Below are 25486 nucleotides of genomic sequence, written 5' to 3' on the forward strand. Positions count from 1 at the left end.
TCAGGTCCACGGGTCGGCGCGCTGCCACACTGTGGGCAGATGCAGCCGCACCCCATCGCGCTCGGCCAGCCGCGACAGGATCCGCATCGTGGCGTCGAGATCGTCTGCGGCAAAAGGCAATGCGCGGATCGGCTCGGACAGCGGCCGGAAGAAATCATCCCAGTGGATCAGGACCACCCGGCGCGCACCGACGGTCGTGACGGTCTGCTCCCAGTACCGGGTGACGTAATCCTCGGGCTGGGGCCCGAGTTGGCCCACGCCGAGGTAGGCGACGTCGGCGCGCTGGCCGTCCAGGGCGCCGGGCACGAACCCAGCGCTGCCCTGGATCAACAGACGCCGGTCGCTGGGGCCGTGGTGAATCAATGTTGACCAGGCTTCCCCGCAGCGATACGCCGACACCCGCACCGGCGGCACCACGGGTTCGACGATCTCACCCGGGAAGCGGTCCGGCGGGCAGTGGTGCGACTCGATCAGCGTCACGTCGAACGGACCGAGGTGGATCACCGCGCCGGAGTCGGCCACCACCACTGTTTCGGGGGAAAGGCCCTGTCCGCGAGCCACATTCGCGGCAGACTCACCGCCGACCACCCGGGCGCCCGTGCGCTGGGCCACCACCGCCGAATCCAGGACGTGGTCGTAGTGGGTGTGCACCGGCAGCACGGCTGCCAGCCGGTTGATCCTGGCCCGGTTCAGGCAGTAGTCGATCCGCGACTCCGAGGGTGCCAGCCGGCGCAGTCCTACCTCCACCAGGCTGGGGCGGGAGAAGAACCCGTCGGTCAGAATCGCTGTGGTGCCGTCGTCGACCAGTAGCGTCGACACTCCGAGCCAGGTGATCGACAGTGCCGAATCCGGCTCCGCCACCGGCACGTCGAAGAGGTCCTGATACCTGGAGAGGTCCGGGCGCCCCAGCTTGAGCCGCATCAGCTGAACGCCGTCAGGTCGACACCCTCGGTGAGCAGCCGCGTGCGCACCGCGGTGGCGATCTCCACCGCACCGGGTGAATCGCCATGCACGCACACCGATTCCACCTCGACGCCGATCGTCGTGCCGTCGATCGCGGTGACCTGGCCGGCCGTCACCATCGTCGCGACGCGTTCGGCGATCTGCACCGGGTCGTGCAGCACAGCGCCCGTGACGCGCCGCGAGACCAACTGCCCGTCGGGTTGGTAGGCCCGGTCGGCGAACGCCTCGGCGACGGTACGCAGGCCCAGTTTCCCTGCCTCCTCGAAGAACACCGACCCGGCCAGTCCCAGCACCGGCAGTCCCGGGTCGACGGTGTGCACGGCTTGGGCCACCGCGCGGGCCTGCCTGCGGTCGGTGACGATGGTGTTGTACAGCGCGCCATGGGGTTTGACGTAGCCCACCCCGGTCCCGGCGGCCTGGGCCAGCGCCTGTAATGCGCCGATCTGATAGATGATGTCGGCGGTCAGCTCAGCCGGCTCCACGTCGATGTAACGGCGCCCGAAACCGGCAAGGTCGAAATACCCGACCTGGGCCCCGATCCGAACCCCCGATTGCGCAGCCGACTCACAGGTGCGGGCCAGCCGGACCGGGTTGCCGGCGTGAAAGCCGCACGCCAGGTTGGCGCTGGTGACGATCCCGAGCATGGCGTCGTCGTCACCGAGTTCCCACACCCCGAAGCCTTCGCCCAGGTCTGCATTCAGATCGACTGATGGCACCAGTTCAGCCTATGGGGCGGTGCGCTGTGGTGACAGCGATTACGCCGCGGCGGGATCGTGCTGGCGACGGCTGATCGCCCAACACACCAGGTAGATCACGAACGAGATCGTGGTGACGAACACCGACACCGGGACGCCGGGCGCCAGTGACAGCGTGATGCCCGCGACCGCCGACACCTCGGCGAAGATCACCGACGCCGCAATCACCGCCACCGGCGAACTGAACACCCGGGCCGCGGCTGCCGCGGGGGTGATCAGCAGCGACATCACCAGCAGCGCACCGACGATCTGCACGCCCTGGGCGGCGACCACACCGACCAGCGCGGCGAACACGATGCCCAGGGCCCGCACCGGAACTCCGCGCGCGGCAGCCACTTCCGGGTCGGCCGTGGCGAACAGCAGCGGCCGGTAGCTGACCGCCAGCACCACGACCACCACCACCGTCACCCCGACCAGCAGCGCCAGGCCCGAGTACCCGACGCCGACGATCTGCCCGGTCAGCAGCGCGAAGCTGGTTCCGGTCCGGCCCGGATAGAGATGGATGAACAGCACCGCCAAGCCCAGGCCGAACGCCAGCACCACACCGATCGCGGAGTCGCGTTCGCGGGCCCGTTGACCCAGGACGCCGAACAGGATTGCCGCCAGGCCGCAGCCCAGCAGTGCGCCGATCCCGACGTTGAAACCGGCCAGCAGAGCGAACGCCGCGCCGGTCAGCGACAGCTCGCTGGAACCGTGTACCGCGAACGACATCTGGCGCATCACGATGAACGGTCCGATCAGGCCCGCGACCAACGCCAGCAGCGCGGCCGCGATGAGTGCCTGCTGGACGAAGTCGCGGCTGAGCAGATCCGCGGTGATGTGGAACGAGAACAGGTGGCCCAGCAGGTGGGAGAGTTCGTCACTCATGGGTATGGCCCTGGGTGTGTCCGGAGTGGTCGAAATGCTCGCCGACCACCACGTAGCGGTTGCCGACCTGGACCACCTGGATGTCGGCCTGGTACAGCTCGGAGAGCGTCTCCGACGTCATCACCTCGGCCACCGTGCCGATCCGGAACCGGCCGTCGACCAGATAGATGATCCGGTCGACATAGGGCAGCACCGGATTGACCTCGTGGGTCACGAACATGACCGCGGTGCCGGACTGCCTGCGCCGATCGATCAGCGTGGCGACCAGCCGGGCGTTGGCGGGGTCGAGGTTCAGCAGCGGCTCGTCACATAGCAGCAGCACCGGATCGCTGGCCAGCGCCTGGGCGACGCGCACCCGCTGCAGCTCACCACCCGACATCACCCCGACGGCAACCTTCGCCAGCTTCAGCGCGTGGACCTGGGCCAGCGCCCGGTCGACGGCCTCGCGGCGGTGGTGGCGCGCGGTGCGGTTCAGCGGTGCCACCCCCCAGCGGTGTCCGTCGATGCCCAGCCGGACCAGATCGCGCCCGCGCAGGCTCAGGCCGCGGTCCACGGCGCGGTGCTGGGGCACGTACCCGATCTTCTCGCTGCCCGCTTCGACGGGCTGGCCCTGGATCGTCGCGGTGCCCGCGGTCAGCGGGAGCTGGCCGAGCAGCACCTTGAGCAGCGACGTCTTCCCGGTTCCGTTGGGTCCCAGGATCGCGATGAACTCACCGGCTGACACCGTCAGGTCGAGGTGGTCCCACAGCACCCGGTCGCCGAAGGCCAACCGGGCACCGGTTAGCGAAACGACCTCGGCAGCCACAAGCAGTGATTATCGGTTCTGCTGCAGTGCGCCCGCCAACCGGTCCGCGGTATCGCGCTGCCAGGTCAGGTAGTCGCTGCCGTTGGGCAGGGTCTCGGTGACCTCCACGATGGGCACCCCGGCGGCCTGAGCGGCAGCCTGGACCTGCTTTGTCACCTCGGTGATGGTCTGGGCATTGAACACCACAGCGGACACCTGGCGGCTCTTGATCAGGTCGAGCATGGCGGCGACGTCGACCGGCGCCGGGTCGGTGTCCTGCTCGACGGCGCTGGCGAAGCCCTCGGGTGTCTTGTCCGTCAGGCCGGCGGCGACCAGCAGATAGTGCGCGACCGGTTCGGTGGCCACCACCGCCGCGCCGGGATGGGTGCTGCGGATGGCCTTCTCGGTCTGCTCGATCGCGTCGGCGCTGCGGTTGAAGTTGGCGGCGTTGGTCTTGTAGTCCGCGGCGTGCGCGGGATCCTCCTGGCCGAGCTTGTCGGCGATCGAGGTGGCCACCGCCTTGGCGGTGCCGAGGTCGTAGAAGACGTGCTCGTTGGCCGGGCTGGGCTCGCCGAGGGCGCCGGTGTTCAGCAGCTTGTAGGCGTCGATGGAGGCGACGTTGGGGTGGCTGGCCAGGATGTCGTCGACCCAGTGGTCGTAGCCGCCGCCGTTGAAGACCACCAGGGAGGCGTCGGTGATCGCGGCCGCGTCGGAGGGGCTGGCCTCGAAGGAATGCGGGTCGGCTGAGGCGCTGGTGATGATCGAGGACACCTTGGCGTGATCGCCCGCGACGGCCTGGGCGATGCTGCCCCAGACGTCGGTGGAAGCGACGACGGTCGGGGTGGTGGATGCCGGCCCCGCCCCCTCGGTCTTCTTGTCACCACCGCACGCGCTGAGCCCGACCGACAACACCAGTGCCGACACCGCGACAACCGCTCCTGCGCGCACAATCACTCCTTCTCATGCAAATGAAAACCGTTTCCAATAGAGTGTAGAGTACTCCTGCGGGGCTAACGCAAGCCGATCCGCTAATCTCACAGAGCATGTCCAGAAGTCCCGCGCCGCGGCGCCGGGCGACGCTGGCCTCATTGGCTGCCGAACTCAAGGTTTCGCGCACCACCATCTCCAACGCCTACAACCGTCCCGACCAGTTGTCGGCCGATCTGCGTGAGCGGGTACTGGAAACGGCCAAGCGGCTGGGCTATCCCGGCCCGGACCCGGTGGCGCGTTCGCTGCGCACCCGCAGGGCCGGTGCGGTCGGACTGCTCATCACCGAGCCGCTGACCTACTCGTTCAGCGATCCCGCTGCCCTCAATTTCGTTGCAGGTCTTGCTGAATCGTGCGAAGAGGCGGGCCAGGGCCTGCTGCTGGTGGCGGCAGGACCCGGCCGCAGCGTGTCCGACGGCACCAACGCGGTGCTGTCCGCCGGGGTGGACGGTTTCGTCATCTACGCCGCCTCCGACGACGACCCGTACCTGCACACCGTGCTGCAGCGCCACCTTCCGGTGGTTGTCGTGGACCAGCCCAAGGACGTCCCCGGTACCTCGCGGGTGTGTATCGACGACCGCGCGGCCATGCGGGCCATCGCCGACTACGTGGTCGGTCTGGGCCATCATGAAATCGGGCTGCTCACCATGCGGCTGGGCTCGCAGCCGGGTGTCGACGGGCAGCCCAACGGCCTGGTCACCGCGGATCGCCTGCAGCAGTCCCACTTTCACGTCCAGAGCGAGCGGATCGCCGGCGTGCGGGATGCCATGAGTGCCGCCGGCCTGGACCCGGACAGCCTGACGATCGTCGAGAGCTACGAACACCTGCCGGCCTCCGGTGCGGCGGCGGCCGAGCTGGCACTGCAGACCAATCCGCATCTGACCGCACTGATGTGCACCACCGACGTGCTGGCGATCTCCGCGATGGATTACCTACGCGCCCATGGTATTTACGTGCCCGGGCAGATGACCGTGACCGGTTTCGACGGGATACCTGAGGCGCTGAACCGGGGATTGACGACGGTGTCGCAGCCCAGCCTCGAGAAGGGCAAGCGGGCCGGCCGGCTCCTGCACAACCCGCCGCGCGACGGATTGCCCGTCATCGACGTACTGCCGACCGAAGTGATTCGCGGCCGCACCGCGGGAGCGCCTGCCTAGCCCAGCCAGGCGCGCCGGACCGCATGCAGCATCTGCAGGGCCAGCGCCACATCCTCGGGTGTCTGCACGCGGTAGCCGGCGCGGGTGTCGCCCGAACCGACCTTGACCCCGACGTCGCCTCCGCCCAACCGGCTGAAGGCTTTCTCGTCGGTGACGTCGTCGCCGAAGAACACGATCGCGTCGGCATCGTCGCGGCGGCGCAACAGATCCAGCGCCTCGCCCTTGTCGGTGTCGATCACCGCGAACTCCCGCACCGCCTTGCCCTCGGTGACGTGGACCTCCCAGCCCGACACCGCCGCCAGAGCCGCGTCGAGCGCCTCCTGGGCGTGTTCGGGTGCGGCGTTTCGCACGTGGAAGGCGACGCTGACAGGCTTGGTCTCGATGGTCGTGCCCGGATACCGGGCGGTGAGATCGGCCATCGCCCGCTCCAGGTCTACCAGCAGGGCCTTAGCCGAATCATCCACGGCGTCAAGGAAGTCGGCGTCGAACTCCGAGCCGTGGCTGCCCACCAGGTGGACGTCGGCGGGCGCCCCGGACAGCAGGCCGAGGTCGTGGCGCGCCCGCCCGGAGATCAGCGCAGCCGATGTCGCGCGCAGTGCGGCCAGCGCACCGAGGGCTTCGGCCGCGGCCGGGATGGGGCGGGCGTCAGCCGGATTGGACACGATCGGGGCGATCGTGCCGTCAAAATCGGAGGCCACCAGAAGGCGTGGCACCCGCGCCACCTCGTCGAGCGCGCGGTGCAGGTCGTCGGGCAGAGCGGAGAACGCGGCCACGAACTAGGCGGATCCGTCGTCGCCGATCAGCAGTCGCACCGCCAGATCCAGCCGTTTGCTGACGTCGGTGGCCGAGGCCCGGCGGGTCAGCCAGGCCAGCAGGTTCGACAGCCACACATCGGAGATGACCCGCGCGATGTGGTACTGGTCTTCGGTCGGTTCGCCGTCGCTCATCGCCCGGGCGAACATGCTGTCGATGATCTTCTCGACGTGATCAACCTCACCGGCTGCTGAGGCGTCGGCGAACACGTAGGCCCGTGTCATCGCCTCGGTCAGCAGCGGGTTGCGCTGCATGGCTCGGTTGAGCTTGCCCACCATGAAGTTGAGGCGCTGGAACGGGGTGCCGCCGGTCATCCCGGACCGGTCGGTCTTGGCGTCGATCCGCTCGAACTCACGGGCCAGCGCGGAGACCAGCAAGTGCACCTTCGACGGGAAGTAGCGATACAGGGTTCCGACGGCGACGTCGGCCCGATCGGCCACCGCGCGCATCTGAACAGCCTCGTAACCACCCTTGGAGGCGATCGCCATGGTGGCGTCCAGGATGCGCTTGCGACGCTCGCGCTGGGCCTCGGAGCCCAGCTCTGATTCGGCGAGTACCGACACCGGCATCACCTCACGCGGCTGCGAGCCGGAACCGGCCGACGACTTTTGCGCGGGCGATGACATGGTGTGGTCAGCTCCTTCCGGGTGCGTTCGTGAAAAAACGATACGCATTGCTAGGGTGCGTCACGGGTCGCTTCAACCCCATGTCGGGCCCGTGTCCTGCTGAGATGGACGTCGACTTGACGGTTGATCGCTGGCACTATTAGAACACGTTCTAGTGGGCCTTGTGGTCCTGTCTGTGCGAAACCTAGGAGCCGACGGTGTCCGCCACCATCACCGATGAACAGTTTGCCGCCCGCGAGTTGGTTCGGAGCTGGGCAGCGTCGGCGGCCACCCATGCCGCGGTTCGGGAGGTCGAGCAGGGCCGACCCGATGCGTGGCGCCCTGTTTTCGCCGGTCTGGCCGATCTCGGGCTGTTCGGCGTCGCGGTGTCCGAGGAGGCCGGCGGTGCCGGCGGCTCGATCCAGGACCTGTGCGCGATGGTCGAGGAAGCCGCCCGCGCGCTGATCCCCGGTCCGGTCGCGACGACGGCGCTGGCCACCCTGGTGGTGACCGACGCGGAGCTGCTCGAGGGCCTGATGTCGGGTTCGCTGACCGCCGGCGCGGCGCTGCGCGGCGAGCTGAGTGCCGAGGACGGCCGCGTCTCGGGGTCGGTCGAGGCGGTGCTCGGTGCGGATTCTGCCGGGGTGCTGCTGCTGCCGGTCGGGGATGACGTCGTCGTGGTCGACGCCGCCGGCGACGGGGTGGCGATCGAGCTGCTCGAGGCCACCGACTTCTCCCGTCCGCTGGCCCGGGTGACGCTGACCGGGGCCGCGGCGAGCACGCTGGGGGTGTCCCGGCGCCGGTTCGAGGATCTGGCCGCCACCCTGTCGGCGGCCGAGGCCGCCGGGGTGGCGCAGTGGGCGCTGGAGACCGCGTCCGAGTACGCCAAGGTGCGCGAGCAGTTCGGCAAGCCGATCGGCAGCTTCCAGGCCATTAAGCACATGTGCGCTGAGATGTTGCTGCGCGCGCAGCAGGCCGCGGTGGCCGCGGCCGACGCGGCCGTTGCCGCCGATGGGTCAGACGACCAGTTCGCCATTGCCGCGGCGATCGGGGCCGCCGTCGGAATCGGTGCTGCGCAGGCGAATACGAAAGACTGCATCCAGGTTCTGGGCGGGATCGGTATCACCTGGGAACACGAGGCGCACCTGTACCTGCGGCGCGCCTACGGGATCGGTCAGTTCCTCGGCGGCCGCCCGGCGTGGCTGCGCCGGGTCGCCACCCTGACGCTGGACGGTCTGCGCCGCGAACTGCATGTCGACCTGGAATCGGTAGCGCACCTGCAGCCCGAGATCGCCGCTGCGGTCGCCGATGTGGCCGCCCTGCCGGTCGAGCAGCGCCAGCCCGCGATGGCGGCCAACGGCCTGCTGGCCCCGCATTGGCCGAAGCCCTACGGCCGCAATGCTTCTCCCGCCGAACAACTGCTGATCGATCAGGAGCTGGCGGCTGCGGGTGTGCAGCGCCCCGACCTGGTCATCGGCTGGTGGGCGGTCCCGACGATCCTCGACGGCGGAACGCCCGAGCAGATCGAACGCTTCGTCCCGCCCACGCTGCGTGGCGAGCTGATCTGGTGCCAGCTGTTCAGCGAGCCCGGCGCCGGGTCTGACCTGGCCGCGCTGCGGATGAAAGCTGTTCGCGCCGAGGGTGGTTGGCGCCTGACCGGGCAGAAGGTCTGGAACTCGGCTGCGCAGAAGGCGCACTACGGGGTGTGCCTGGCCAGGACCGACCCGGATGCCCCCAAGCACAAGGGCATCACCTACTTCATCGTGGACATGAAGACCCCGGGCATCGTGGTACGCCCGCTGCGCGAGATCACCGGCGACGAGCTGTTCAACGAGGTGTTCTTCGACGACGTCTTCGTGCCCGACGAGTTGGTGGTCGGCACGGTCAACGACGGCTGGCGGCTGGCCCGCACCACGCTGGCCAACGAGCGCGTGGCGATGGCCGGCGGCACGGCGCTGGGCAACCCGGTGGAGGAGATGCTGCGCTCGGTGTCACAGCGCGAACTCGACACTGCGCTGCTGGACCAGGTCGGCGAGCTGATCCTGTCCGCGCAGGCCGGCTCCCTGCTGGACCAGCGGATCGCGCAGCTAGCGGTGAGCGGCAAAGACACGAGTGCAGAAGCCAGTGCCCGCAAGCTGATCGGTGTGCGGCACCGTCAGGCGCTGGCTGAGTTCCGGATGGAGCTCTCAGCCTCCGGCGGCTCCGTCGTCGACAAGTCGGTGCACGACTTCCTCAACACCCGCTGCCTGACGATCGCCGGTGGCACCGAGCAGATCCTGCTCACGATGGCCGGGGAACGGCTGCTCGGGCTGCCCCGCTGACCGCGGTCTCGTCCCGGCCGGATCCCTTCGCGACTGTGCGGTGTCATCCGCAACACGCCGCCGCGCGCGGATGAGGATTCACACTCGCGGCGGGAACGGGCCTACTCGTCGTAGGTGACGTCCACCGAATCGGTCTTGGGCACCGCCTGGCAGGCCAGGATCAGACCCTCGGCGATGTCGTCGGGCTCCAGGACGTCGTTGATGTCCATCTCCACCTCGCCGCTGCGCATCACCACCGCGCAGGCGCCGCAGTGTCCTTCGCGGCAGGAGAACGGAACGTCGAGGCCTTTGTCGATCAGCACGTCGAGCAGCTTGGCGCTACGCGGCCACGACACGGTGTGGGTGGTGCCATCGAGCTGGACCACCGCCTCGGCCGGCGGTTCGTCACCGTCGTCGGTGATCGTGATCGCGGCGAACGGGTCGGTCTCCAGGGACCGGAACACCTCGATGTGCACCTGCTTGTCGGGCACCTTCAGCGATTCCAGCGCATTCTGGGCGGCCTGCATGAACGGCCCCGGCCCGCAGATGAATGCCTGCCGATCGGTGAAGGGCGCCATCAGCCTGGCCAGCGCCGTGGCGTTCGGCAGCCCTTGCACCGACTCCAGCCAGTGCAGCACCGTGAGCCGGTCGGGGTACTTGGCAGCCAGCTCGCGCAGCACGCCGCCGAAGATGACGTTGTTCTCGTCCCGGTTGGCGTAGAGCAGCGTGACCTGACCGCCACCCTGCGACAGCGCCGACTTGGCGATCGACAACATGGGCGTGATCCCACTGCCCGCGCCGATGAGCAGGAAATCGGTGTCGAGAGTCTTGGGTACGAAGGTGCCCGACGGGGCCAGCACATGAATCCGCATGCCCTTATGGGCGTGGTCGCACAGCCAGTTCGAGGCGTACCCGTCGACGGTGCGCTTGACGGTCACGGCCAGGGCGTCGTCGGTGAACGGTGAGCTGCACAGCGAGTAGCAGCGCGCCACCGAGCCGGTGCGGTCGCTGGGGATGCGCAGTGTCAGGAACTGGCCGGGGGAGTAGCGCAGCCGGTCGGCAGGGATCTCGGCACCTGCGGGAACGCCGAACACCAGGGACCGGGCGTCCGCGGTCTCGTCGACGACCTCGATGACTTCCAGTTCCAGGACATGGCTGCCCAACGGCTCGTCCGGCGGCACCTGTGACACGTTGCTTAGCCTTCCCTTCAGCGAACTAGAACAGGTTACAGAAATGGGCGTGCATACCGCCACCAGCCCCTGCGTCGCGCTGCTCGACACAAATCGTAACGTGTTCTAGTCTTGGGTCCAGTAACGCATATCTGGGAGGCATGCAGTGACGTCCATTCAACAGCGTGACGCGCAATCGGTTCTAGCCGGTATCGATGAGTTGCTCCCGAAGCTGCGCGAGCGCGCCCAACAGACCGAAGATCTGCGCCGAGTGCCTGAGGCCACGGTCGCCGAACTCGACGAGGTCGGCTTCTTCAAGCTGGTGCAGCCCGAGCAGTGGGGCGGCCTGCAGTCCGATCCGGTGCTGTTCTTCGAAGCCGTGCGCCGGCTGGCCAGCGCCTGCGGATCCACCGGGTGGGCGATGGGCATCCTCGGCGTGCACAACTGGCATCTGGCCCAGTTCGAGCAGCAGGCCCAGGAGGACGTCTGGAGCGAGGACCCGACGGTCCGGGTCTCGTCGTCGTACGCCCCGATGGGTGCGGGCGTGGTGACCGAGTCCGGCGACGGCTACATCGTCAACGGCGCGTGGCGCTGGTCGTCCGGATGTGACCATGCCAGCTGGACGTTCGTCGGTGGCCCGGTGATCAAGGACGGCCGGCCGGTCGACTTCGGCAGCTTCCTCATCCCGATCAGCGACTACACCATCATCGACGACTGGTACGTGGTCGGCCTGAAGGGCACCGGCAGCAAGACGCTGGAGATCAAGGACGTCTTCGTGCCGCGGCACCGCTTCCAGTCCTTCAAGCAGATGAGCGACGGCACCGCGCCGGGGCTCACGATCAACACCGCGCCGGTCTACAAGATGCCGTGGGGCACCATGCATCCCACCACCATCTCCACACCGATCGTCGGAATGGCCTACGGCGCCTACGACGCCCACATCGAGCACCAGGGCAAGCGCATGCGCGCCGCCTACGCCGGTGAGAAGGCCAAGGATGATCCGTTCGCCAAGGTCCGGATCGCCGAGGCGGGCAGCGATATCGACGCCGCGTGGCGTCAGCTGTCGGGCAACCTCGCCGACGAGTACGCCCTGCTGCTCGCGGGCAAGGAGGTTCCGCTGGAGCTGCGCGCCAGGGCGCGCCGCGACCAGGTGCGGGCCAGCCAGCGCGCGATCGCGGCCGTGGACCGGCTCTTCGAAGCAGCCGGTGCCACCGCCCTGCAGACCGAGACTGCGCTGCAGCGGTTCTGGCGTGACGCCCACGCCGGCCGGGTGCACGCCGCCAACGACGCCGAGCGCGCCTACGTGATGTTCGGAAACCAGGAGTTCGGTCTGCCTCTCGGCGACACAATGGTCTAGCGGCCGGTCTAGTCGCCGGTCTAGCCATCGTCCTCACGATTTCCTCGGAAGGTGCGTTCATGAGCATCAAGGCACTGGGCTACATGCGGATCGAGGCCACCGACGTGGCCGCCTGGCGGGAGTTCGCGCTCAAGGTGCTCGGCATGGTCGAAGGCGACGGGGCCGTCCCCGGTGCGCTGTATCTGCGCATGGACGACTTCGCCGCCCGGCTGGTGATCGTTCCCGGTGAGCGGGACCGGCTGCTGGTCTCCGGCTGGGAGGTCGCCGACGCCACCGCGCTTCAGGGCCTGCGCGAGACCCTGGCCAAGGCCGGGGTGGACTTCGTCGAGGGCACCCGCGAGGAGAAGTCCGAGCGGCGCGTCGAGGGGCTGATCCGGTTTAACGATCCGGCCGGCAACGTGCTCGAAGCGTTCCACGGTGCGCAGTACCTCGGCCGCCGGTTTGTCAGCCCGTACGGTCACAAGTTCGTCACCGCCGAGCAGGGTCTCGGGCATGTGGTGCTCACCTGTGACGATGACGCTGCGGCACAAGCCTTTTACCAGGATGTGCTGGGCTTCCGGTTGCGGGATTCGATGAGTCTGCCGCCGCAGATCGCCGGCCGCCCGGCCGACGGTGACCCGGTGTGGCTGCGCTTCTACGGCTGCAACCCCCGCCACCACGCGCTGGCCTTCATGCCGATGCCCAACCCGACCGGCATCGTGCACCTGATGGTCGAGGTGGAGAATTCCGATGACGTCGGCCTGTGCCTGGACCGCGCCTACCGCCGCAAGGTGCCGATGTCGGCGACCCTCGGCCGGCACATCAACGACAAGATGCTGTCCTTCTACATGAAGACCCCGGGCGGGTTCGACGTCGAATTCGGTTGCGAGGGTTTGCAAGTCGCCGAGGACGGCTGGGTGGCCCGGGAGAGCACCGCGGTCAGCCTGTGGGGCCACGACTTCTCCGTGGGATTCAAGTAGCGGTGTCCACCACTGAAATCGATCCGCGCACGTTCCGGCACGTGCTCGGCCAGTTCTGTACGGGCATCACCATCATCACCACGATGCACGACGGCGTGCCCAACGGCTTTGCCTGCCAGTCGTTTGCGGCGCTGTCCCTGGAGCCGCCGCTGGTGCTGTTTTGCCCCACCAAGCTGTCGCGGTCGTGGCAGGCCATCGAGGCCAGTGGCAAGTTCTGCGTCAATGTGCTGACCGAGAAGCAGCGGGAGACCTGCGCGCGCTTCGGCTCCCGGGAGCCCGACAAGTTCGCCGGCGTGGACTGGCACCAGTCGAAGCTGGGTTCGCCGGTGCTGGACAACTCGCTGGCCCACATCGACTGCACCGTGCATTCCGTGCACGACGGTGGCGACCACTTTGTGGTGTTCGGCCTGGTGCACTCGCTGTCGGAGGTGCCCAAGGTCAAGCCGCGCCCGCTGCTGTTCTATCGCGGTGAGTACACCGGGATCGAGCCGGACAAGAACACCCCGGCGCAGTGGCGGGACGACCTCGAGGCGTTCCTGACCGCCACCACCGACGACACCTGGCTCTAGGTCTCGGTCTTCTCGTCGACGAACTCGATGATGGTGGCGGCCACGTCGCGGTACACCGACTCGTTGAGGATGTCGTGGTGAGCCCCGGCGAATTCGGCCAGCGTCAGCGCCGGAATCTGCTCGGCGTAGGCACGGACCGCGCCGATCGGTGCGATCGGATCGTTCTCGCCGTGGATCGCCAGCGTCGGCACGGTCAGAGTCGGTAGCTCGGCACCGAACCGGTCCCAGGCCCGGTCGAGTTCGCGGGCCAGTGGCACGCTGTCGGCTTCGACGAAGGCCAGTGGGTCGTTCTCCAGTGAGTCGACATAGAACGGATCGCTGGACAACCACCCCGGATCGAGTTCGAGTGAGGTGTCGGTGTCCAGTAGTTCGGGAACCGGGACCAGTGGGGCACCTGAGATCACGCCGGCCCGGTAGCAGTCCGGTTGTTGCAGCAGCCGGAACAGGGTGACGATCGAACCGAACGAATGTCCCTGTGCAACAAGCGGAATGCCCGGGTGTTCCTGCTCGGCGAGTTCGATCAGCGAGTCAGCGAGTGCTGAGCTGTCCTCGATCGTGCCGAAGTTTCCGCGCGGGCCGGGCGAGAGCCCGTGCCCGAATTGGTCGACCGCCCACAGGTCGATGCCTGCGGCGTTGAGCGCGAACCCGTAGCGGTGGTAGAGCCCGGTGTGCTCGCCGAAGCCGTGCAGGAAGATGACGGCGGCGCGGGGGTCGGCGGCCGCCCAGTGCCGGTAGTAGGCGCGCTGATCGTTGTGCTCGATGAAGGGCATGCCATGACTGCAACACGTGCGCCCGCGTGCCGCAAGACATCAAGTCGCCTTGACCCTCTCCCTGGGGGAAGCCCCAGGGTGGTGGTATGACAACGGACAACATCGACCGCACCGCGGCCTGGAAGGCTCTTCCGGCCGTGGTCAGGACATATCTCACTGCCCACCGGTCTGGTGAGGTCGCCGTCGCGATCAACGCCTTCACCGCCGACGCCACCGTGACCGACGAAGGCCGCACCGTGTATGGCCGGGAGGCGATCGAAACCTGGCTGTTCAGTGCGGGCAGCGAGTACACCTTCACCACCGAGTTCAGGTCAGCCACCATGACGGATGCCTCACACGTCGATGTGCTCCAGCGGTTGCAGGGCGACTTTCCCGGCGGAGTAGCTGACCTGCACTACCGGTTCACGCTGGATGGCGACCTCATCGGCAAACTGGTCATCGAGCCCTGAACGATGACGAAGAACTGGTTCATCACCGGTGGTACGCCAGGTGGATTCGGGATGGCGTACGCCGAGGCCGCCTTGGAGATCGGCGACCGGGTGGTGCTGACCGCACGGCGGACCGGAGAGCTCGATGACTGGGCCCGGACCTACGGCGACCGGGTGCTCGTCCTGGCCCTCGACGTCACCGATGCGGCCCAGGTGCAGACCGCCGTGCGCGCGGCCGAGCAACACTTTGGCGCCATCGATGTTCTGGTGAACAACGCCGGGCGCGGGTGGTACGGGTCGATCGAAGGCATGGCGGACGTTGATGTCCGCGCGATGTTCGAACTGAACTTCTTCGCGCTGCTCGCCGTCATCCGTGCCGTGCTCCCGGGTATGCGTGCCCGCCGAAGCGGTTGGATCGTGAACATGTCGTCGGTGGCCGGGCGCCGCGGCGTCACTGGCTTCGGTTTCTACAGTGCGGCAAAATCTGCGGTCGAGGCCGTCACCGAGGTGCTCGCTGAAGAGGTTGCGCCGCTGGGTATTCAGGTGATGGCGGTCGAGCCGGGTGCCTTCCGCACACGGGCCTATTCCGGCTTCGCCGACGAGCCGATCGCTGAGCGCATTGCCGACTACCGACCGATGCTGGAACAGGTCCGTTCGGCGATGGTGCAGCAGAACGGTAACCAGCCCGGTGACCCGCGGCGCGGGGTGCGCGCGGTGATCGCCGCGATGAACCAGACTCCGCCACCTCGGCGGCTGGTCCTCGGCAGTGGCGGAGTCGACGCTGTCATCGCCATGCTCGAAGGCTCGCTCGCCGAGGTTCGCGCCCACGAGGCGCTGTCCCGCGGCGCCGACTTCCCGACCGCCGTCAGCGGCGACTAGCCAGGCGCAGGCGCGAGTTGAAACACTGGCCAGCCGATTTCTGTTCGCCAGGTGGTCGAGTCGTCGGAGTCCCGTGGCCCGACCAGATAGGTCTCGTGGATCGGTCCGTCGACGGCCAGGGCATGGCTGACGACCCAGTTACCGAGGCGACCATAGGTCACGTCGATGTCATCGTGCGGGCCGGAATGGACCGCGACAGCGAGCTCCATCGCTGGCAGTTGGACGACCTCGATGCGGCCGGATGGTTGTGGTTTACGCACCGGCCGGAAGACCATCATCGCTCCCGCTCCGTGCGTGAACAGCGCGTTCGCGTACTGCCCGCCGGGCGGTCCGGTGCGTTCCGCCGGAGGGAAGGCTTCATCGAGTTCGGCCATCGCGGCGTCGTACCAACGCACCGAATCATCAAGGCGGGCTTGCTCGCTGATCGCCGCGACGGTTCGGGCGGGTACCGACCGCAAGTCGACGTGAACGTCGTCCGGCTCCGGGTGCAGCAGCCGGCGCAGCGACACGACGGCCGCCTGGGTTCGGGACAGCTCGGCCTCCAGCCGCTGCAGGTGGCCAGCGATCACCTCGGCACGTTCGTGCGGATCGTCGGTCGCCAGGATCGACCGGACCTCGAACAGCGGCAGATCGAGCCGACGGAGTTGGTGGATGACCTGAGCGGTGGGAATCTGCTCCGGCGCGTAGTACCGGTAGCCGGAAGCGTGGTCGACCGACGCGGGCTCGAGCAGTCCGGCCTCATGGTAGCGCCGCAGCGTGCGCACACTCAGGTGCGTCACCGCGGCGAACTGGCCGATGGACATATGGAAACGCACGCCGTCTCCCTCCGTCAGCCGCCCCGACAGTCCGTGGGACCGTCGCCCGGCCACACCGTCCATCTCAGCGTAAAGAAGGCCCGTTGTCAGAACCGCCGGATCGGCTGCCCGCTCCGTCGACGACGCCGCACAGACCGCGCGTCCAGTCCCCTTTGGGACCGCGATTCAGCGCGATTGGCTCAGCGCGGTCGCGCCGATCGCGGCAAACGCGGCGGCGCCCGCTGTTGCGGTGACCAGGACGGCCTTGGGTGCCCCGGCGCGCAGGGCGAACAGCGAGGCCACCACATCGAAGGAATCGCAGATGACCCCGGCCTGCAGCACGGCCTTGCGGACGGTGGGGTCCGGATGATTCACGGCTGCCCCGAGTACCAGGTCGCGAACACCGAACAGTCGGGCCACCAGGCCTGCGCTGCCGCCCGACGGGAGGGCGCCGAGGCCGAACACCTTGTAGGACAGTGGGGGACTCACCCAACTGATTCCTCCGGCGAACATCCGGACGACGGACATGGCCGTCACGGCGGGGTGCTTGGCGGCGATGGTGGCGGTGGTGGTCATGGCGCACCTTCCGGTGAGTTTGTAGTGGTTACTACGAACCATAAATGTAGTCATAACTACAATCAAGACCCGATGGGGCACAAATTCACGCGGGAGCAGATCCTGGAGGCGGCGGTCCAGCTTGCCCTGAGTGATGGGCTGAGTGCCCTGACCTTCGGCAGGCTGGCCAAGTCGATGCACACTAGCGACAGGGTGATCGTCTACTACTTCCCCAGTAAGACAACACTTGTCAGCGATGTGCTCGTCGAGATCGGCAATCGGTTGCAGGCGGTGCTGGCCACTGCGTTCACCGAACCGGCACCCGGGCATCGCGAGCTGGCGAAGGCTGCCTACGGCGTGCTCGCTCACGAGGACACCGACGCGATCTTCGCCGTCTACTTCGAGGCATGCGGTCTGGCGGCCGCCGGCGTGCCGCCGTTCGAGGACCTCGCGGCTGCTCTTCTGGATGGCTGGGTGGGGTGGCTGTCGTCGTTCTTCCGGGGCACACCCAAGCATCGGCGGGCCGAGGCCGAAGCCACGCTGGTGCTCATTGACGGGGTACTGCTGATGCGGCAGCTGGGCGGCGCGCAGGCCGCCGACCGCGCCGCCAAGGCGCTGGGCTTGCTGTAGGCGATTCTGCGCCGGCACGTCGGGCCGACGCCCCACAATGAGACGGGTGAGCGTCAGCACCGCAACCCAGGGCCTTCGCCGTGTCGTCGCCGCCTCGATGGCGGGCACCGTCGTCGAGTGGTACGAGTTCTTCCTCTACGGCACGGCCGCCACGCTGGTCTTCAACAAGGTCTTCTTCGCCAAGGGCACCAGCGATCTCGACGCGATCCTGGCCGCCTTCGTCACCTACGCCGTCGGCTTCGCCGCCCGCCCCCTGGGTGGGGTGGTGTTCGGGCACTTCGGGGACAAGTACGGCCGAAAGCGGTTGCTGCAGTTCAGTTTGGTGCTGGTCGGTGTCGCCACCTTCCTGATGGGTTGCCTGCCGACGTTCGCCCAGATCGGCTACTGGGCGCCGACCCTGCTGGTGATCCTGCGCTTCATCCAGGGCTTCGCGGTGGGTGGGGAGTGGGGTGGGGCAGTCCTGCTCGTGGCCGAACACAGCCCGGCGCGCGACCGCGGCTTCTGGGCCAGCTGGCCACAGGCCGGCGTACCGGTCGGGAACATGCTGGCCACCGTCGTCCTGCTGACACTGACCACCACACTGTCGGAGTCGGCGTTCCTGTCCTGGGGCTGGCGGGTGGCGTTCTGGTTGTCGGCGGTCGTCGTCCTGGTCGGGTACTACATCCGCACCAAGGTCACCGACGCCCCGATCTTCGTCGCCGCCCAGCGCGAGGCCGAACAGCTCAAAGCCAGCTCCTACGGGGTCATTGAGGTGCTGAAGCGTTACCCGCGAGGGGTTTTCACCGCGATGGGCCTGCGGGTGGTCGAGAACATCATGTACTACCTCGTCGTCACATTCTCGATCACCTATCTCAAAGTGCAGGTCCACGCCGACACCAGCGACATCCTGTGGTGGCTGCTGGTGGCCCACGCCGTGCACTTCGTCGTCATTCCGCTGGCCGGGCGGGCCGCTGACCGGTTCGGCCGCCGACCGGTCTACCTGGTCGGCGCGCTGGGCGCCGGAGCGTGGGGGTTCTTCGCGTTCCCGATGATGAACAGTGGGCGCTATCTGCTCATCATGGGTGCGATCGTTCTCGGTCTGGTGATCCATGCGCTGATGTATGCGCCGCAGCCCGCGCTGCTCTCGGAGATGTTCCCCACCCGGATGCGCTATTCCGGTGTGTCCCTTGGCTATCAGGTCACCGCGATCTTCGCCGGGTCACTGGCCCCGATCATCGCGGTGCGCCTGCTGGAGATCTACAAGTCGGCGGTACCGATCGCGATCTATTTGGCGGGTGCGGCCGTGATCACACTCATCGCCCTGGCGTTCACCCGGGAGACCAAGGGTGTGGACCTGGCCGCCATCGACGCGCAGGACGCCGAGAAGCACCGGCTCGTCGCCGGCTGAGGGTCAGCGGCTCAGCCAGGGACCCAGCCGGCGCAGCGCTTCGTCGATGTCGGATTCGGGCCCGGCGAAGGACATCCGGACGAACGAGCCGCCGTGCACGGTGTCGAAGTCCACACCGGGCGCGATCGCCAAACCGGTATCGGCCAAGAGCTTTTCGCAGAAGCTCAGCGAATCTGAGGTGAAGTCGGAGACATCGGCGTAGACGTAGAACGCGCCGTCGGTGGGGGCCAGCCGGGTGACCCCGAGCTGGCGCAGGCCGCTGAGCAGTGTTTCCCGGTTGACCGCGTACTGGTGCAGATGTCCTTCGGCTTCGGCGATGGCTTCCGGCGTGAAGGCCGCCACCGCAGCGTACTGCGGCAGCACGGGCGGACAGATGGTGAAGTTGCCCGTCAGACAGTCCACTGCGCGGCGCAACTCCTCGGGCACCAGCAGCCACCCCAGCCGCCAGCCCGTCATCGCGAAGTACTTCGAAAAGCTATTCGCCACAATCGCGTTGCGTGAGGTCTGCCAGGCACACGAGGTCTGCGGAGCACCGGGGTAGACCAGGCCGTGATACACCTCGTCGCTGATCAGCCGCACCCCGGTCTCGTCGCACCAGGTCGCGATCGCGGCGAGCTCCGCCGGTTCGATGACTGTCCCGGTCGGGTTGGCCGGGCTGGCCACGATCACCCCGGACACGGGCGGATCCAGCTCAGCCAGCATTGCCGCGGTGGGCTGGTACCGGGTCTCGGGCCCGCACGGGATCTCCACCACCTCGCACCCCAGTGCGGACAGGATGTTGCGGTAGCAGGGGTAGCCGGGGCTGGCGATGGCCACCCGGTCGCCGACGTCGAAACAGGCCAGGAACGCCAGCAGGAATCCGCCGGAGGATCCGGTGGTCAGCACCACGTCGTCGAGGCTGACGTCCAGCCCGTAGCGGTCGGCGTAGGACCGGGCGATCGCCTCACGCAGCTCGGGGATGCCGAGTGCCACCGTGTAGCCCAGCTGATTGGCCTCCAGTGCCGCCGCAGCGGCCGCGCGAACCGGCTCCGGGGCACCGGCCTTGGGCTGGCCGGCGGCCAGGTTGACCAGGTCGCCGTGCGTGCGCTGGCGCTCCGCGGCCGCCAGCCATACGTCCATCACATGAAACGGCGGAATTCCGGCTCGTAGCGCCACGGAGGAGTTCACATGAGTCAGGCTAGAACACCCGACTCGGGCGGCGGCTGGCCGTACAACCCGGGTCCGTCGCCGAGCCGCAGGTCGTCGAGGAACCGGCGGGCATAGGTGTAGGCATCCTCGATCAACGCGGTGGTATGGGTGAAGTCCAGCGGTGAGACCAATTTGGGTGAGGGGCCCGGCAGGTACACCACCGGCAGTGTCTCGGCTACCAGCGCCGCCTCGGCCACCGCCTGCGAGCGCATCGTCACCAGCGCGGTGTACAGCACGATGTCGGCGATGGTGTCAGTCGAGGCGGGCAGCTGGCCGGGGAAGAAGCAGTCGAGCACGATCAGCGAGCGCGCGCCCATCGCGACGGCCTGCCGAAGCGGCACGTTGGCCACCACACCACCGTCGTAGAGGCGCCGACCGTCGTGGCTGACCGGCGGATAGATGCCCGGGATCGCCGAGCTGGCCAGCAGAGCGGGCAACAGCGGCCCGCTGCGCAGGACGTGGGGTTGAGCTGTCGCGACGTCCATCGTGACTGCGGCAAAGGGGAGGGTCAGATCGCTGAAGTCGGTTGTGCTGCCCAGGAACTCGGCGATCACCTCGGCCAGTCCGGTATTCGGGAACAGGTGGGTCTTGACCCGTTGCAGCATCAGGGCCTGGGCGATCAGACCGCCGGGGAACACCCGGTCGCGGCTCATCCGCGCCCAGGCGTGCGACAGCCGATGTGCCGCGCCGGTCGGGTCCGAGGCCACCACCGCCCCGTTGATCGAGCCGACGGAGGTGCCCACCACCAGGTCTGGGCGGGCATCGCGTTCGGCGAGTGCCTGCAGCATGCCGACCTGGACCGCGCCGAGGCTGCCGCCACCGCCCAGGACATAGCCGATCGGCCGGGGCAGATCCTCGACGGAACCGGTCGCCATGGCAACCAGGCTAGAACACCTCGGATTCCAGCCGGCGCAGTTGGTCGCGCGGCGGCCCGAACAGCTGGGCGCTGCCGTGCGCCCGCTTGAAGTACAGCTGGATGTCGTGCTCCCAGGTGATGGCGATACCGCCGTGCAGCTGGATGGCCTCGCCGGCGACCGTGGTGAACGCCTCACTGGCTGACAGCCGGGCCAGCGCGGCCGATACCGGGGTGGGGTCGGCGATCGCGTCGCCGACCAGCGCCCGCGCGGATTGCACCGCCACGTACAGGTCAGCCATCCGGTGCTTGAGTGCCTGGAAGCTGCCGATGGGCCTGCCGAACTGCACCCGTTCCTTGGTGTAGTCGACGGTCAATTCCAGACAGCGGGTGGCCGCACCGATCTGCTCGGCGGCCAGCAGGATGGCCGCGAAGTCAGCCAGACCCGGATCGTCGCCGAGGGGTTCGGTCGATCCTGCGGTGACGCGGGCCAGCCGACGGGTCGGGTCGACGGTGGGCGTGGCCTCGGCGGTGACGTCGGTCCAGCGTTGCAGCCGGGCTCCATCGATACCGATGACGACGTCGGCGATGTCACCGTTGACCACGTACCCGGGGTCGAAGGCGACGGTGCCGATCGCAGCGCCGGCGGCGAGTTGCTCGAGCAGATCGCCGTCGGGTTCGTCGGCGGCCAGCAGGGCCAGTTCGGCCAGCGTGGTACCCAGCAGCGGCGTCGGTACCAGGCCGCGGCCCAGTTCCTCGAGAACGGCTGCGGCGTCGGCCAATTCGCCGCCGGCGCCGCCGAGTTCCTCGGGGACCACCAGCGCGGCGACACCGACCTGCTCGCACAGCAGCGTCCACAGCGACTCGTCGTATCCGCGGGGCGACTCCATCGCCGCCCGCACCGCGGCAGACGAGGCGTGCTTATCGATCAGGGCGGCGACGGTCTCCCGCAGCATCTGCCGTTCTTCGACGGAGGTCATGCCAGTGCCTCCAGAACCCGACGCTTGTGGGTGGTCGGGTCGCCCCAGGCCGAATGCAGCGCCTGGACCCGCAGCAGCCACAGCGACAGGTCGTGCTCGGAGGTGAACCCGATAGCGCCGTGGGTCTGCAGCGACGAGCGGGCGGCCAGCAGCGCGGCATCGGAGGCGGCGGCCTTGGCGGCGCTGACGTCGCGGGCGGTCTCCGGAGACCCGTCGGCCAGCGACAGGGCCGCCCCGTACACCAACGGACGGGCCAGCTCCAGCGCGATGTGCACGTCGGCCAGCTTGTGCTTGATCGCCTGATAGCTGCCGATGATGCGGCCGAACTGGGTCCGTTGCTTGGCGTACTCGACCGACATGTCGAGCATCGCCTGGCCCGCACCGACCAGTTGTGCGGCGGTGAACAGCGCGCCGTACTCGAAGGCGGTGGCCACGTCGGCGCTCTGACCCGCGCCGGTTGCGCTGACGTCGAACAGCTTTCGGGACGGGTCGACGGTCTCGTGCGCCGCGGCCGCGGTGGCATCGTGCACCGTGCCGTCCTGTGCCAGCAGGACCAGACCGGCGAAGTCGGCGTCGGCGGCCCGCGGCGCCGCGGGCGGCAGCGCCACCGTGGCGATCAGTTCACCGGCGGCCAGTGCTGCCGAGCGCTCGTCGTCAGCGAGCAGAACCGGTGCCACGGCAATCGATTCGGCCAGCGGGCCCGGCACACACCAGCGGCCGAGCGCTTCGGCCGCCACCACCAGGTCGGCCGGGTGCGCCTCGATGCCGTCGAACTTCTCCGGCACCGCCAGTGCGGTCACGCCCAGATCGGTCAGCGTCGCCCAGACCTTGCGGGCCGGCGCGGTGTCACCGTGGGCCCAGGCCCGGACGGCGGCGGGGACGTCGGCGGCCCCCAGCGCGGCGTCGATACTGGCCGCGAAGTCGCGCTGCTGTTCGTCGAGTGCGAATTTCATTTGGTCTTCCCGGAGCTCGCAGAGGGTTCCTTGGGCAGGCCGAGCAGTCGCTCGGCGATGATGTTGCGCTGAATCTCGTTGGTGCCGGCGTAGATCGGGCCGCCCAACGCGAACAGCAGGCCGTCGGTCCAGGAGTCGGCCAGCTCGGCATCCGGTCCGCGCAGTTCCAGCGCTGTCTGATGCAGCGCCACGTCGAGATCCGACCAGAACACCTTGGTGACCGAGGATTCCGCACCCAGCTCACCGCCCTCGGACAGCCGGGTGACGGTGCCGAAGGTGTGCAGCCGGTAGGCCTGCGCCTTGATCCACGCGTCGGCCACCCGGCCGGCGAACGCCGGGTCGGACCCCTGTGCCGTCCAGGCCTGGACCAGCCGTTCGGCCGGGGCCAGGAATCGGGCCGGGCTGCGCAGTGACATGCCGCGCTCATTGCTGGTCGTGCTCATCGCCGCACGCCAGCCCTCGTGCACCGAGCCGATGACGTCGTGGTCGGGCACGAACACGTTGTCCAGGAAGATCTCGCCGAACCCGGTGTCGCCACCGAGCTGGGCGATGGGGCGCACAGTGATGCCGTCGGCCTTGAGGTCGAACATGAAGTAGGTCAGTCCGCGGTGCCGCTGCGCGGTCGGGTCGGAGCGGAACAACCCGAACCCGCGGTCGCCGAACGGTGCCCGGCTGCTCCAGATCTTCTGACCGTTGAGCAGCCAACCGCCGTCGGTCTGCGTCGCGGTCGAGCGCAGCGAGGCCAGGTCGCTGCCGGACTCCGGCTCGGACCAGGCCTGAGCCCAGATCTCCTCGCCGCTGGCCATTTTCGGCAGTACCCGGTCCAGTTGCTCCTCGGAGCCGTGCGCGAACAACGTCGGCGCCAGCATCGAGGTGCCGTTGGCGCTGGCCCGCCCGGGGGCTCCGGCGCGGAAGTACTCCTCCTCGTAGACCACCCACTGCAGCAGGCTGGCGTCACGTCCGCCGTACTTCTTCGGCCAGGCGATCACCGACAGCCCGGCATCGAAGAGCACCCGGTCCCATACCCGGTGCTGCTCGAAGCCCTCGGCGGTGTCGTAGGACTTGGTGGGGAAGGACGCCTTGTTGGCGGCGAGGAAATCGCGTACCTCTTCGCGGAACTCGCGGGTGGCGTCGTCGTAGTTGAGATCCATCAAACCATCTCTCGCAGTGTGGGTTTGACCACTTTTCCACCGGGGTTTCGGGGCAGCGCGGCCACGAAGACCACCGATCGTGGTGTCTTGAAATTCGCCAGATGCTTACGGGTGTAGTCGATGACGGCCTGTTCGTCGAGGTCGCTGTCCGGCCGCCGCACGATGAACGCCCTGCCCACCTCGCCGAGACGCTCGTCGGGCACCCCGATCACCGCGGCATCGGCCACCCCGTCGAGCCGGGCCAGCACCTGCTCGATCTCGGCGGGGTAGACATTGAAACCGCCGCAGATGTACATGTCCTTGAGGCGATCTCGGCGGGGTAGACATTGAAACCGCCGCAGATGTACATGTCCTTGAGGCGGTCGGTGATCCGCAGATTGCCTGCGGCATCGACGGTTCCGATGTCACCGGTGTGCAGCCAGCCGTCGGTGTCGATGGCCGCCTCGGTGGCGGCGGGGTCGTCGAGGTAGCCGAGCATGACGTTGGGCCCGCGCAGCAGGACTTCACCGGCACCGCTGTCGTCAGGGCTGTCGATGCGCAGTTCGAAGTCGGCGATCGGCCGCCCGCACGTGGTCGCCACCGTCACCGCGTCGTCCTCGGCCCGGCACATCGTGCCGAAACCCGTTGCCTCGGTGAGCCCGTAGGCGGTCAGCACGATGTCGAAGTCCAGTTCGGCCTGCATCCGCTCGATCAGCACCACCGGGACGGTGGCAGCGCCGGTGACCGCGAACCGCAGTGAGCTCAGGTCGTAGTTCTTGCGGGCCGGGTGATCGAGCAGGGTCTGGAAGATCGTCGGCGGGCCGGGCAGGACGGTGACCCGCTGCTGTTCGATGATCCGGAAGGCCTGCTCGGGGTCGAAGGTCAGCTGCGGGATCAGCGCTGCACCGGTCTGCAGACACGACAGGATGGCGGCCTTGTAGCCGAAGTTGTGGAAGAACGGGTTGATGCACAGGTAGCGGTCGGCGCTGGTGAGCTGGCCGCAGGCCGCCCAGGCCGCCGGCGCGGCCAGCGACTGCCGGTGTGCGCTCAGCACACCTTTGCTGCGGCCGGTGGTACCCGAGGTGAACAGGATGTCGGAGACATCGTCGCCGGTGAGCGCGGCGGCCCGGGCGTCGACCTCCGCGGGCGAGGCGGCGGGGCCGGAGATGAAGTCGTCCCAGGTGCCGTCGTCGGTGTCCAGGGGGACCCGCACGATGTGGCGAAGGTCGGGCAGTGCCGAGCGGTCGAGGTCGGCGACCCGGTCGGTGTCCAGGAAGCGGCCCATCGCGATCAGCAGCGGGGCATGCGTGCGGGCCAGGATGTCGGAGGCTTCTTCGGCGGTGTAGCGGGTGTTCAGCGGAACCACCACCGCACCGGCGTAATGGGTGGCCAGGCAGGCCACCACCCAGTGCCAGGTGTTCGGCGACCAGATCGCCACCCGGTCGCCGGCGTCCACGCCCAGTGCGATCATGGCCGCGGCCGCACGGCGCACCTCGTCGCGCAGTTCGGCGAAGGTGAAGGTGCGCTCGTCGGTGATCAACGCCTCGCGGTCACCCAGGTCCCGGGCCATCCGGTCCAGCACCGCGGGTGTCGTGCGCGGGTCGTTGCGCTCCATCGATGCTCCTTTGGTCTTGCTCAGCGCGGTCTGGCACCG

At 68.2% G+C, this 25486-nt stretch carries 25 protein-coding genes and 1 pseudogene; 9 read left to right on the forward strand and 17 right to left on the reverse strand.

The window, feature by feature from the left end; translation table 11 throughout:
* From BN3385_RS09830 to BN3385_RS09850, 5 genes are read right to left on the reverse strand one after another with little or no spacing between them, the layout of a single operon-like run.
* Entirely contained in the window at positions 1–921 is a 921-nt protein-coding gene (locus tag BN3385_RS09830) for an MBL fold metallo-hydrolase (protein ID WP_059016608.1), read from the reverse strand.
* Complete coding sequence (locus tag BN3385_RS09835) at positions 921–1679, reverse strand: LamB/YcsF family protein (protein ID WP_059016609.1); 759 nt, start codon at positions 1677–1679, stop codon at positions 921–923. Before BN3385_RS09835 ends, BN3385_RS09830 begins: the two co-directional genes overlap by 1 nt.
* Before the next feature lie 39 nt (positions 1680–1718).
* On the reverse strand, positions 1719–2585 hold the full coding sequence (locus BN3385_RS09840) for a metal ABC transporter permease (protein ID WP_059016610.1): 867 nt from the start codon (positions 2583–2585) through the stop codon (positions 1719–1721).
* Positions 2578–3390, reverse strand: a complete 813-nt coding sequence (locus BN3385_RS09845; protein ID WP_059016611.1) for a metal ABC transporter ATP-binding protein — start codon at positions 3388–3390, stop codon at positions 2578–2580. Before BN3385_RS09845 ends, BN3385_RS09840 begins: the two co-directional genes overlap by 8 nt.
* Before the next feature lie 9 nt (positions 3391–3399).
* Positions 3400–4320, reverse strand: a complete 921-nt coding sequence (locus tag BN3385_RS09850) for a metal ABC transporter solute-binding protein, Zn/Mn family (RefSeq protein WP_502688098.1) — start codon at positions 4318–4320, stop codon at positions 3400–3402.
* A 92-nt stretch (positions 4321–4412) separates the two neighbouring features.
* Here BN3385_RS09850 and BN3385_RS09855 point away from each other — a divergent pair, with 92 nt between their 5' ends.
* Entirely contained in the window at positions 4413–5513 is a 1101-nt protein-coding gene (locus tag BN3385_RS09855) for an Rv3575c family transcriptional regulator (RefSeq protein ID WP_059016613.1), read from the forward strand.
* On the opposite strand, the gene otsB is transcribed toward BN3385_RS09855, so the two are convergent.
* Both otsB and kstR read right to left on the reverse strand, forming a co-directional pair.
* Positions 5510–6286 (reverse strand): trehalose-phosphatase, encoded by a 777-nt coding sequence (gene otsB / locus BN3385_RS09860; RefSeq protein ID WP_059016614.1) that lies wholly within the window; start codon positions 6284–6286, stop codon positions 5510–5512. The two genes, BN3385_RS09855 and otsB, sit on opposite strands and share 4 nt — an antisense overlap.
* A gap of 3 nt (positions 6287–6289) precedes the next feature.
* Complete coding sequence (kstR, locus tag BN3385_RS09865) at positions 6290–6889, reverse strand: cholesterol catabolism transcriptional regulator KstR (protein ID WP_197415287.1); 600 nt, start codon at positions 6887–6889, stop codon at positions 6290–6292.
* 260 nt (positions 6890–7149) lie between these two features.
* Here kstR and BN3385_RS09870 point away from each other — a divergent pair, with 260 nt between their 5' ends.
* Entirely contained in the window at positions 7150–9252 is a 2103-nt protein-coding gene (locus tag BN3385_RS09870; protein WP_059016616.1) for an acyl-CoA dehydrogenase family protein, read from the forward strand.
* 101 nt (positions 9253–9353) lie between these two features.
* On the opposite strand, the gene BN3385_RS09875 is transcribed toward BN3385_RS09870, so the two are convergent.
* Positions 9354–10421, reverse strand: coding sequence for a ferredoxin--NADP reductase (locus BN3385_RS09875; RefSeq protein ID WP_059016617.1), 1068 nt, complete (start codon positions 10419–10421; stop codon positions 9354–9356).
* Positions 10422–10566: 145 nt separating this feature from the next.
* Between BN3385_RS09875 and hsaA the strand changes: the two genes are divergently transcribed.
* Genes hsaA through hsaB form a run of 3 tightly spaced genes read left to right on the forward strand, consistent with a single transcriptional unit; the run spans position 10567 to position 13285 of the window.
* The gene (gene hsaA, locus BN3385_RS09880) at positions 10567–11757 is read left to right on the forward strand and encodes a 3-hydroxy-9,10-secoandrosta-1,3,5(10)-triene-9,17-dione monooxygenase oxygenase subunit (RefSeq protein WP_059016618.1); all 1191 of its coding nucleotides are present in this window, start codon (positions 10567–10569) and stop codon (positions 11755–11757) included.
* Between the two features lie 59 nt (positions 11758–11816).
* The gene (hsaC, locus tag BN3385_RS09885) at positions 11817–12716 is read left to right on the forward strand and encodes an iron-dependent extradiol dioxygenase HsaC (protein WP_059016619.1); all 900 of its coding nucleotides are present in this window, start codon (positions 11817–11819) and stop codon (positions 12714–12716) included.
* A gap of 2 nt (positions 12717–12718) precedes the next feature.
* A complete protein-coding gene (gene hsaB, locus BN3385_RS09890; protein ID WP_059016620.1) occupies positions 12719–13285 on the forward strand; it encodes a 3-hydroxy-9,10-secoandrosta-1,3,5(10)-triene-9,17-dione monooxygenase reductase subunit in 567 nt (188 codons plus the stop codon).
* On the opposite strand, the gene BN3385_RS09895 is transcribed toward hsaB, so the two are convergent.
* Positions 13282–14055: an alpha/beta fold hydrolase gene (locus BN3385_RS09895; protein ID WP_059016621.1), complete on the reverse strand. Its 774-nt coding sequence runs from the start codon at positions 14053–14055 to the stop codon at positions 13282–13284. The genes hsaB and BN3385_RS09895 overlap by 4 nt on opposite strands.
* An 86-nt stretch (positions 14056–14141) precedes the next feature.
* On the opposite strand from BN3385_RS09895, the gene BN3385_RS09900 reads away from it, so the two are divergent.
* Both BN3385_RS09900 and BN3385_RS09905 read left to right on the forward strand, forming a co-directional pair.
* Complete coding sequence (locus BN3385_RS09900; RefSeq protein ID WP_059016622.1) at positions 14142–14504, forward strand: hypothetical protein; 363 nt, start codon at positions 14142–14144, stop codon at positions 14502–14504.
* 3 nt (positions 14505–14507) lie between these two features.
* Positions 14508–15362 carry an SDR family NAD(P)-dependent oxidoreductase gene (locus BN3385_RS09905; protein WP_059016623.1) on the forward strand — a complete coding sequence of 285 codons (855 nt, stop codon included), beginning with the start codon at positions 14508–14510 and terminating at the stop codon, positions 15360–15362.
* On the opposite strand, the gene BN3385_RS09910 is transcribed toward BN3385_RS09905, so the two are convergent.
* Positions 15359–16177, reverse strand: a complete 819-nt coding sequence (locus tag BN3385_RS09910) for a MerR family transcriptional regulator (RefSeq protein WP_231748712.1) — start codon at positions 16175–16177, stop codon at positions 15359–15361. The genes BN3385_RS09905 and BN3385_RS09910 overlap by 4 nt on opposite strands.
* Positions 16178–16342: 165 nt before the next feature.
* On the reverse strand, positions 16343–16732 hold the full coding sequence (locus BN3385_RS28560) for a hypothetical protein (RefSeq protein WP_059016624.1): 390 nt from the start codon (positions 16730–16732) through the stop codon (positions 16343–16345).
* Positions 16733–16804: 72 nt separating this feature from the next.
* Here BN3385_RS28560 and BN3385_RS28565 point away from each other — a divergent pair, with 72 nt between their 5' ends.
* Together BN3385_RS28565 and BN3385_RS09925 are read left to right on the forward strand one after the other, a co-directional pair.
* Positions 16805–17341, forward strand: coding sequence for a TetR/AcrR family transcriptional regulator (locus BN3385_RS28565; protein WP_059016625.1), 537 nt, complete (start codon positions 16805–16807; stop codon positions 17339–17341).
* 37 nt (positions 17342–17378) lie between these two features.
* Positions 17379–18728 (forward strand): MFS transporter, encoded by a 1350-nt coding sequence (locus BN3385_RS09925; protein WP_059016626.1) that lies wholly within the window; start codon positions 17379–17381, stop codon positions 18726–18728.
* A gap of 3 nt (positions 18729–18731) precedes the next feature.
* On the opposite strand, the gene BN3385_RS09930 is transcribed toward BN3385_RS09925, so the two are convergent.
* From BN3385_RS09930 to fadD3, 6 genes and pseudogenes are all read right to left on the reverse strand, one after another.
* Positions 18732–19895 (reverse strand): pyridoxal phosphate-dependent aminotransferase, encoded by a 1164-nt coding sequence (locus tag BN3385_RS09930; protein WP_156432709.1) that lies wholly within the window; start codon positions 19893–19895, stop codon positions 18732–18734.
* A gap of 5 nt (positions 19896–19900) precedes the next feature.
* Positions 19901–20791 (reverse strand): patatin-like phospholipase family protein, encoded by an 891-nt coding sequence (locus BN3385_RS09935; protein ID WP_059016628.1) that lies wholly within the window; start codon positions 20789–20791, stop codon positions 19901–19903.
* 10 nt (positions 20792–20801) lie between these two features.
* Entirely contained in the window at positions 20802–21749 is a 948-nt protein-coding gene (ipdE2, locus tag BN3385_RS09940; RefSeq protein WP_059016629.1) for an acyl-CoA dehydrogenase IpdE2, read from the reverse strand.
* Entirely contained in the window at positions 21746–22702 is a 957-nt protein-coding gene (locus BN3385_RS09945) for an acyl-CoA dehydrogenase family protein (RefSeq protein ID WP_059016630.1), read from the reverse strand. The genes ipdE2 and BN3385_RS09945 overlap by 4 nt, the downstream gene beginning before the upstream one ends.
* A complete protein-coding gene (locus tag BN3385_RS09950; RefSeq protein WP_059016631.1) occupies positions 22699–23853 on the reverse strand; it encodes an acyl-CoA dehydrogenase family protein in 1155 nt (384 codons plus the stop codon). The genes BN3385_RS09945 and BN3385_RS09950 overlap by 4 nt, the downstream gene beginning before the upstream one ends.
* A pseudogene (fadD3, locus tag BN3385_RS09955) lies at positions 23853–25447 on the reverse strand (3-((3aS,4S,7aS)-7a-methyl-1,5-dioxo-octahydro-1H-inden-4-yl)propanoate--CoA ligase FadD3). The gene BN3385_RS09950 and the pseudogene fadD3 overlap by 1 nt, the downstream one beginning before the upstream one ends.
* Positions 25448–25486 lie beyond the last annotated feature (39 nt).

The sequence above is a fragment of the Mycobacterium sp. M26 genome (assembly GCF_001494595.1).
GTDB lineage: Bacteria > Actinomycetota > Actinomycetes > Mycobacteriales > Mycobacteriaceae > Mycobacterium.

What these genes read in the sequence shown, in the direction of transcription:
- BN3385_RS09830 (WP_059016608.1), bottom strand. Translation starts at nt 921, where the DNA reads ATGCGGCTCAAGCTGGGGCGCCCGGACCTCTCCAGGTATCAGGACCTC.
- BN3385_RS09840 (WP_059016610.1), bottom strand. Translation starts at nt 2,585, where the DNA reads ATGAGTGACGAACTCTCCCACCTGCTGGGCCACCTGTTCTCGTTCCAC.
- BN3385_RS09855 (WP_059016613.1), top strand. Translation starts at nt 4,413, where the DNA reads ATGTCCAGAAGTCCCGCGCCGCGGCGCCGGGCGACGCTGGCCTCATTG.
- hsaC (WP_059016619.1), top strand. Translation starts at nt 11,817, where the DNA reads ATGAGCATCAAGGCACTGGGCTACATGCGGATCGAGGCCACCGACGTG.
- BN3385_RS09895 (WP_059016621.1), bottom strand. Translation starts at nt 14,055, where the DNA reads ATGCCCTTCATCGAGCACAACGATCAGCGCGCCTACTACCGGCACTGG.
- BN3385_RS09900 (WP_059016622.1), top strand. Translation starts at nt 14,142, where the DNA reads ATGACAACGGACAACATCGACCGCACCGCGGCCTGGAAGGCTCTTCCG.
- BN3385_RS09905 (WP_059016623.1), top strand. Translation starts at nt 14,508, where the DNA reads ATGACGAAGAACTGGTTCATCACCGGTGGTACGCCAGGTGGATTCGGG.
- BN3385_RS28560 (WP_059016624.1), bottom strand. Translation starts at nt 16,732, where the DNA reads ATGACCACCACCGCCACCATCGCCGCCAAGCACCCCGCCGTGACGGCC.
- BN3385_RS28565 (WP_059016625.1), top strand. Translation starts at nt 16,805, where the DNA reads ATGGGGCACAAATTCACGCGGGAGCAGATCCTGGAGGCGGCGGTCCAG.
- BN3385_RS09925 (WP_059016626.1), top strand. Translation starts at nt 17,379, where the DNA reads ATGAGACGGGTGAGCGTCAGCACCGCAACCCAGGGCCTTCGCCGTGTC.
- BN3385_RS09935 (WP_059016628.1), bottom strand. Translation starts at nt 20,791, where the DNA reads ATGGCGACCGGTTCCGTCGAGGATCTGCCCCGGCCGATCGGCTATGTC.
- ipdE2 (WP_059016629.1), bottom strand. Translation starts at nt 21,749, where the DNA reads ATGACCTCCGTCGAAGAACGGCAGATGCTGCGGGAGACCGTCGCCGCC.
- BN3385_RS09945 (WP_059016630.1), bottom strand. Translation starts at nt 22,702, where the DNA reads ATGAAATTCGCACTCGACGAACAGCAGCGCGACTTCGCGGCCAGTATC.
- BN3385_RS09950 (WP_059016631.1), bottom strand. Translation starts at nt 23,853, where the DNA reads ATGGATCTCAACTACGACGACGCCACCCGCGAGTTCCGCGAAGAGGTA.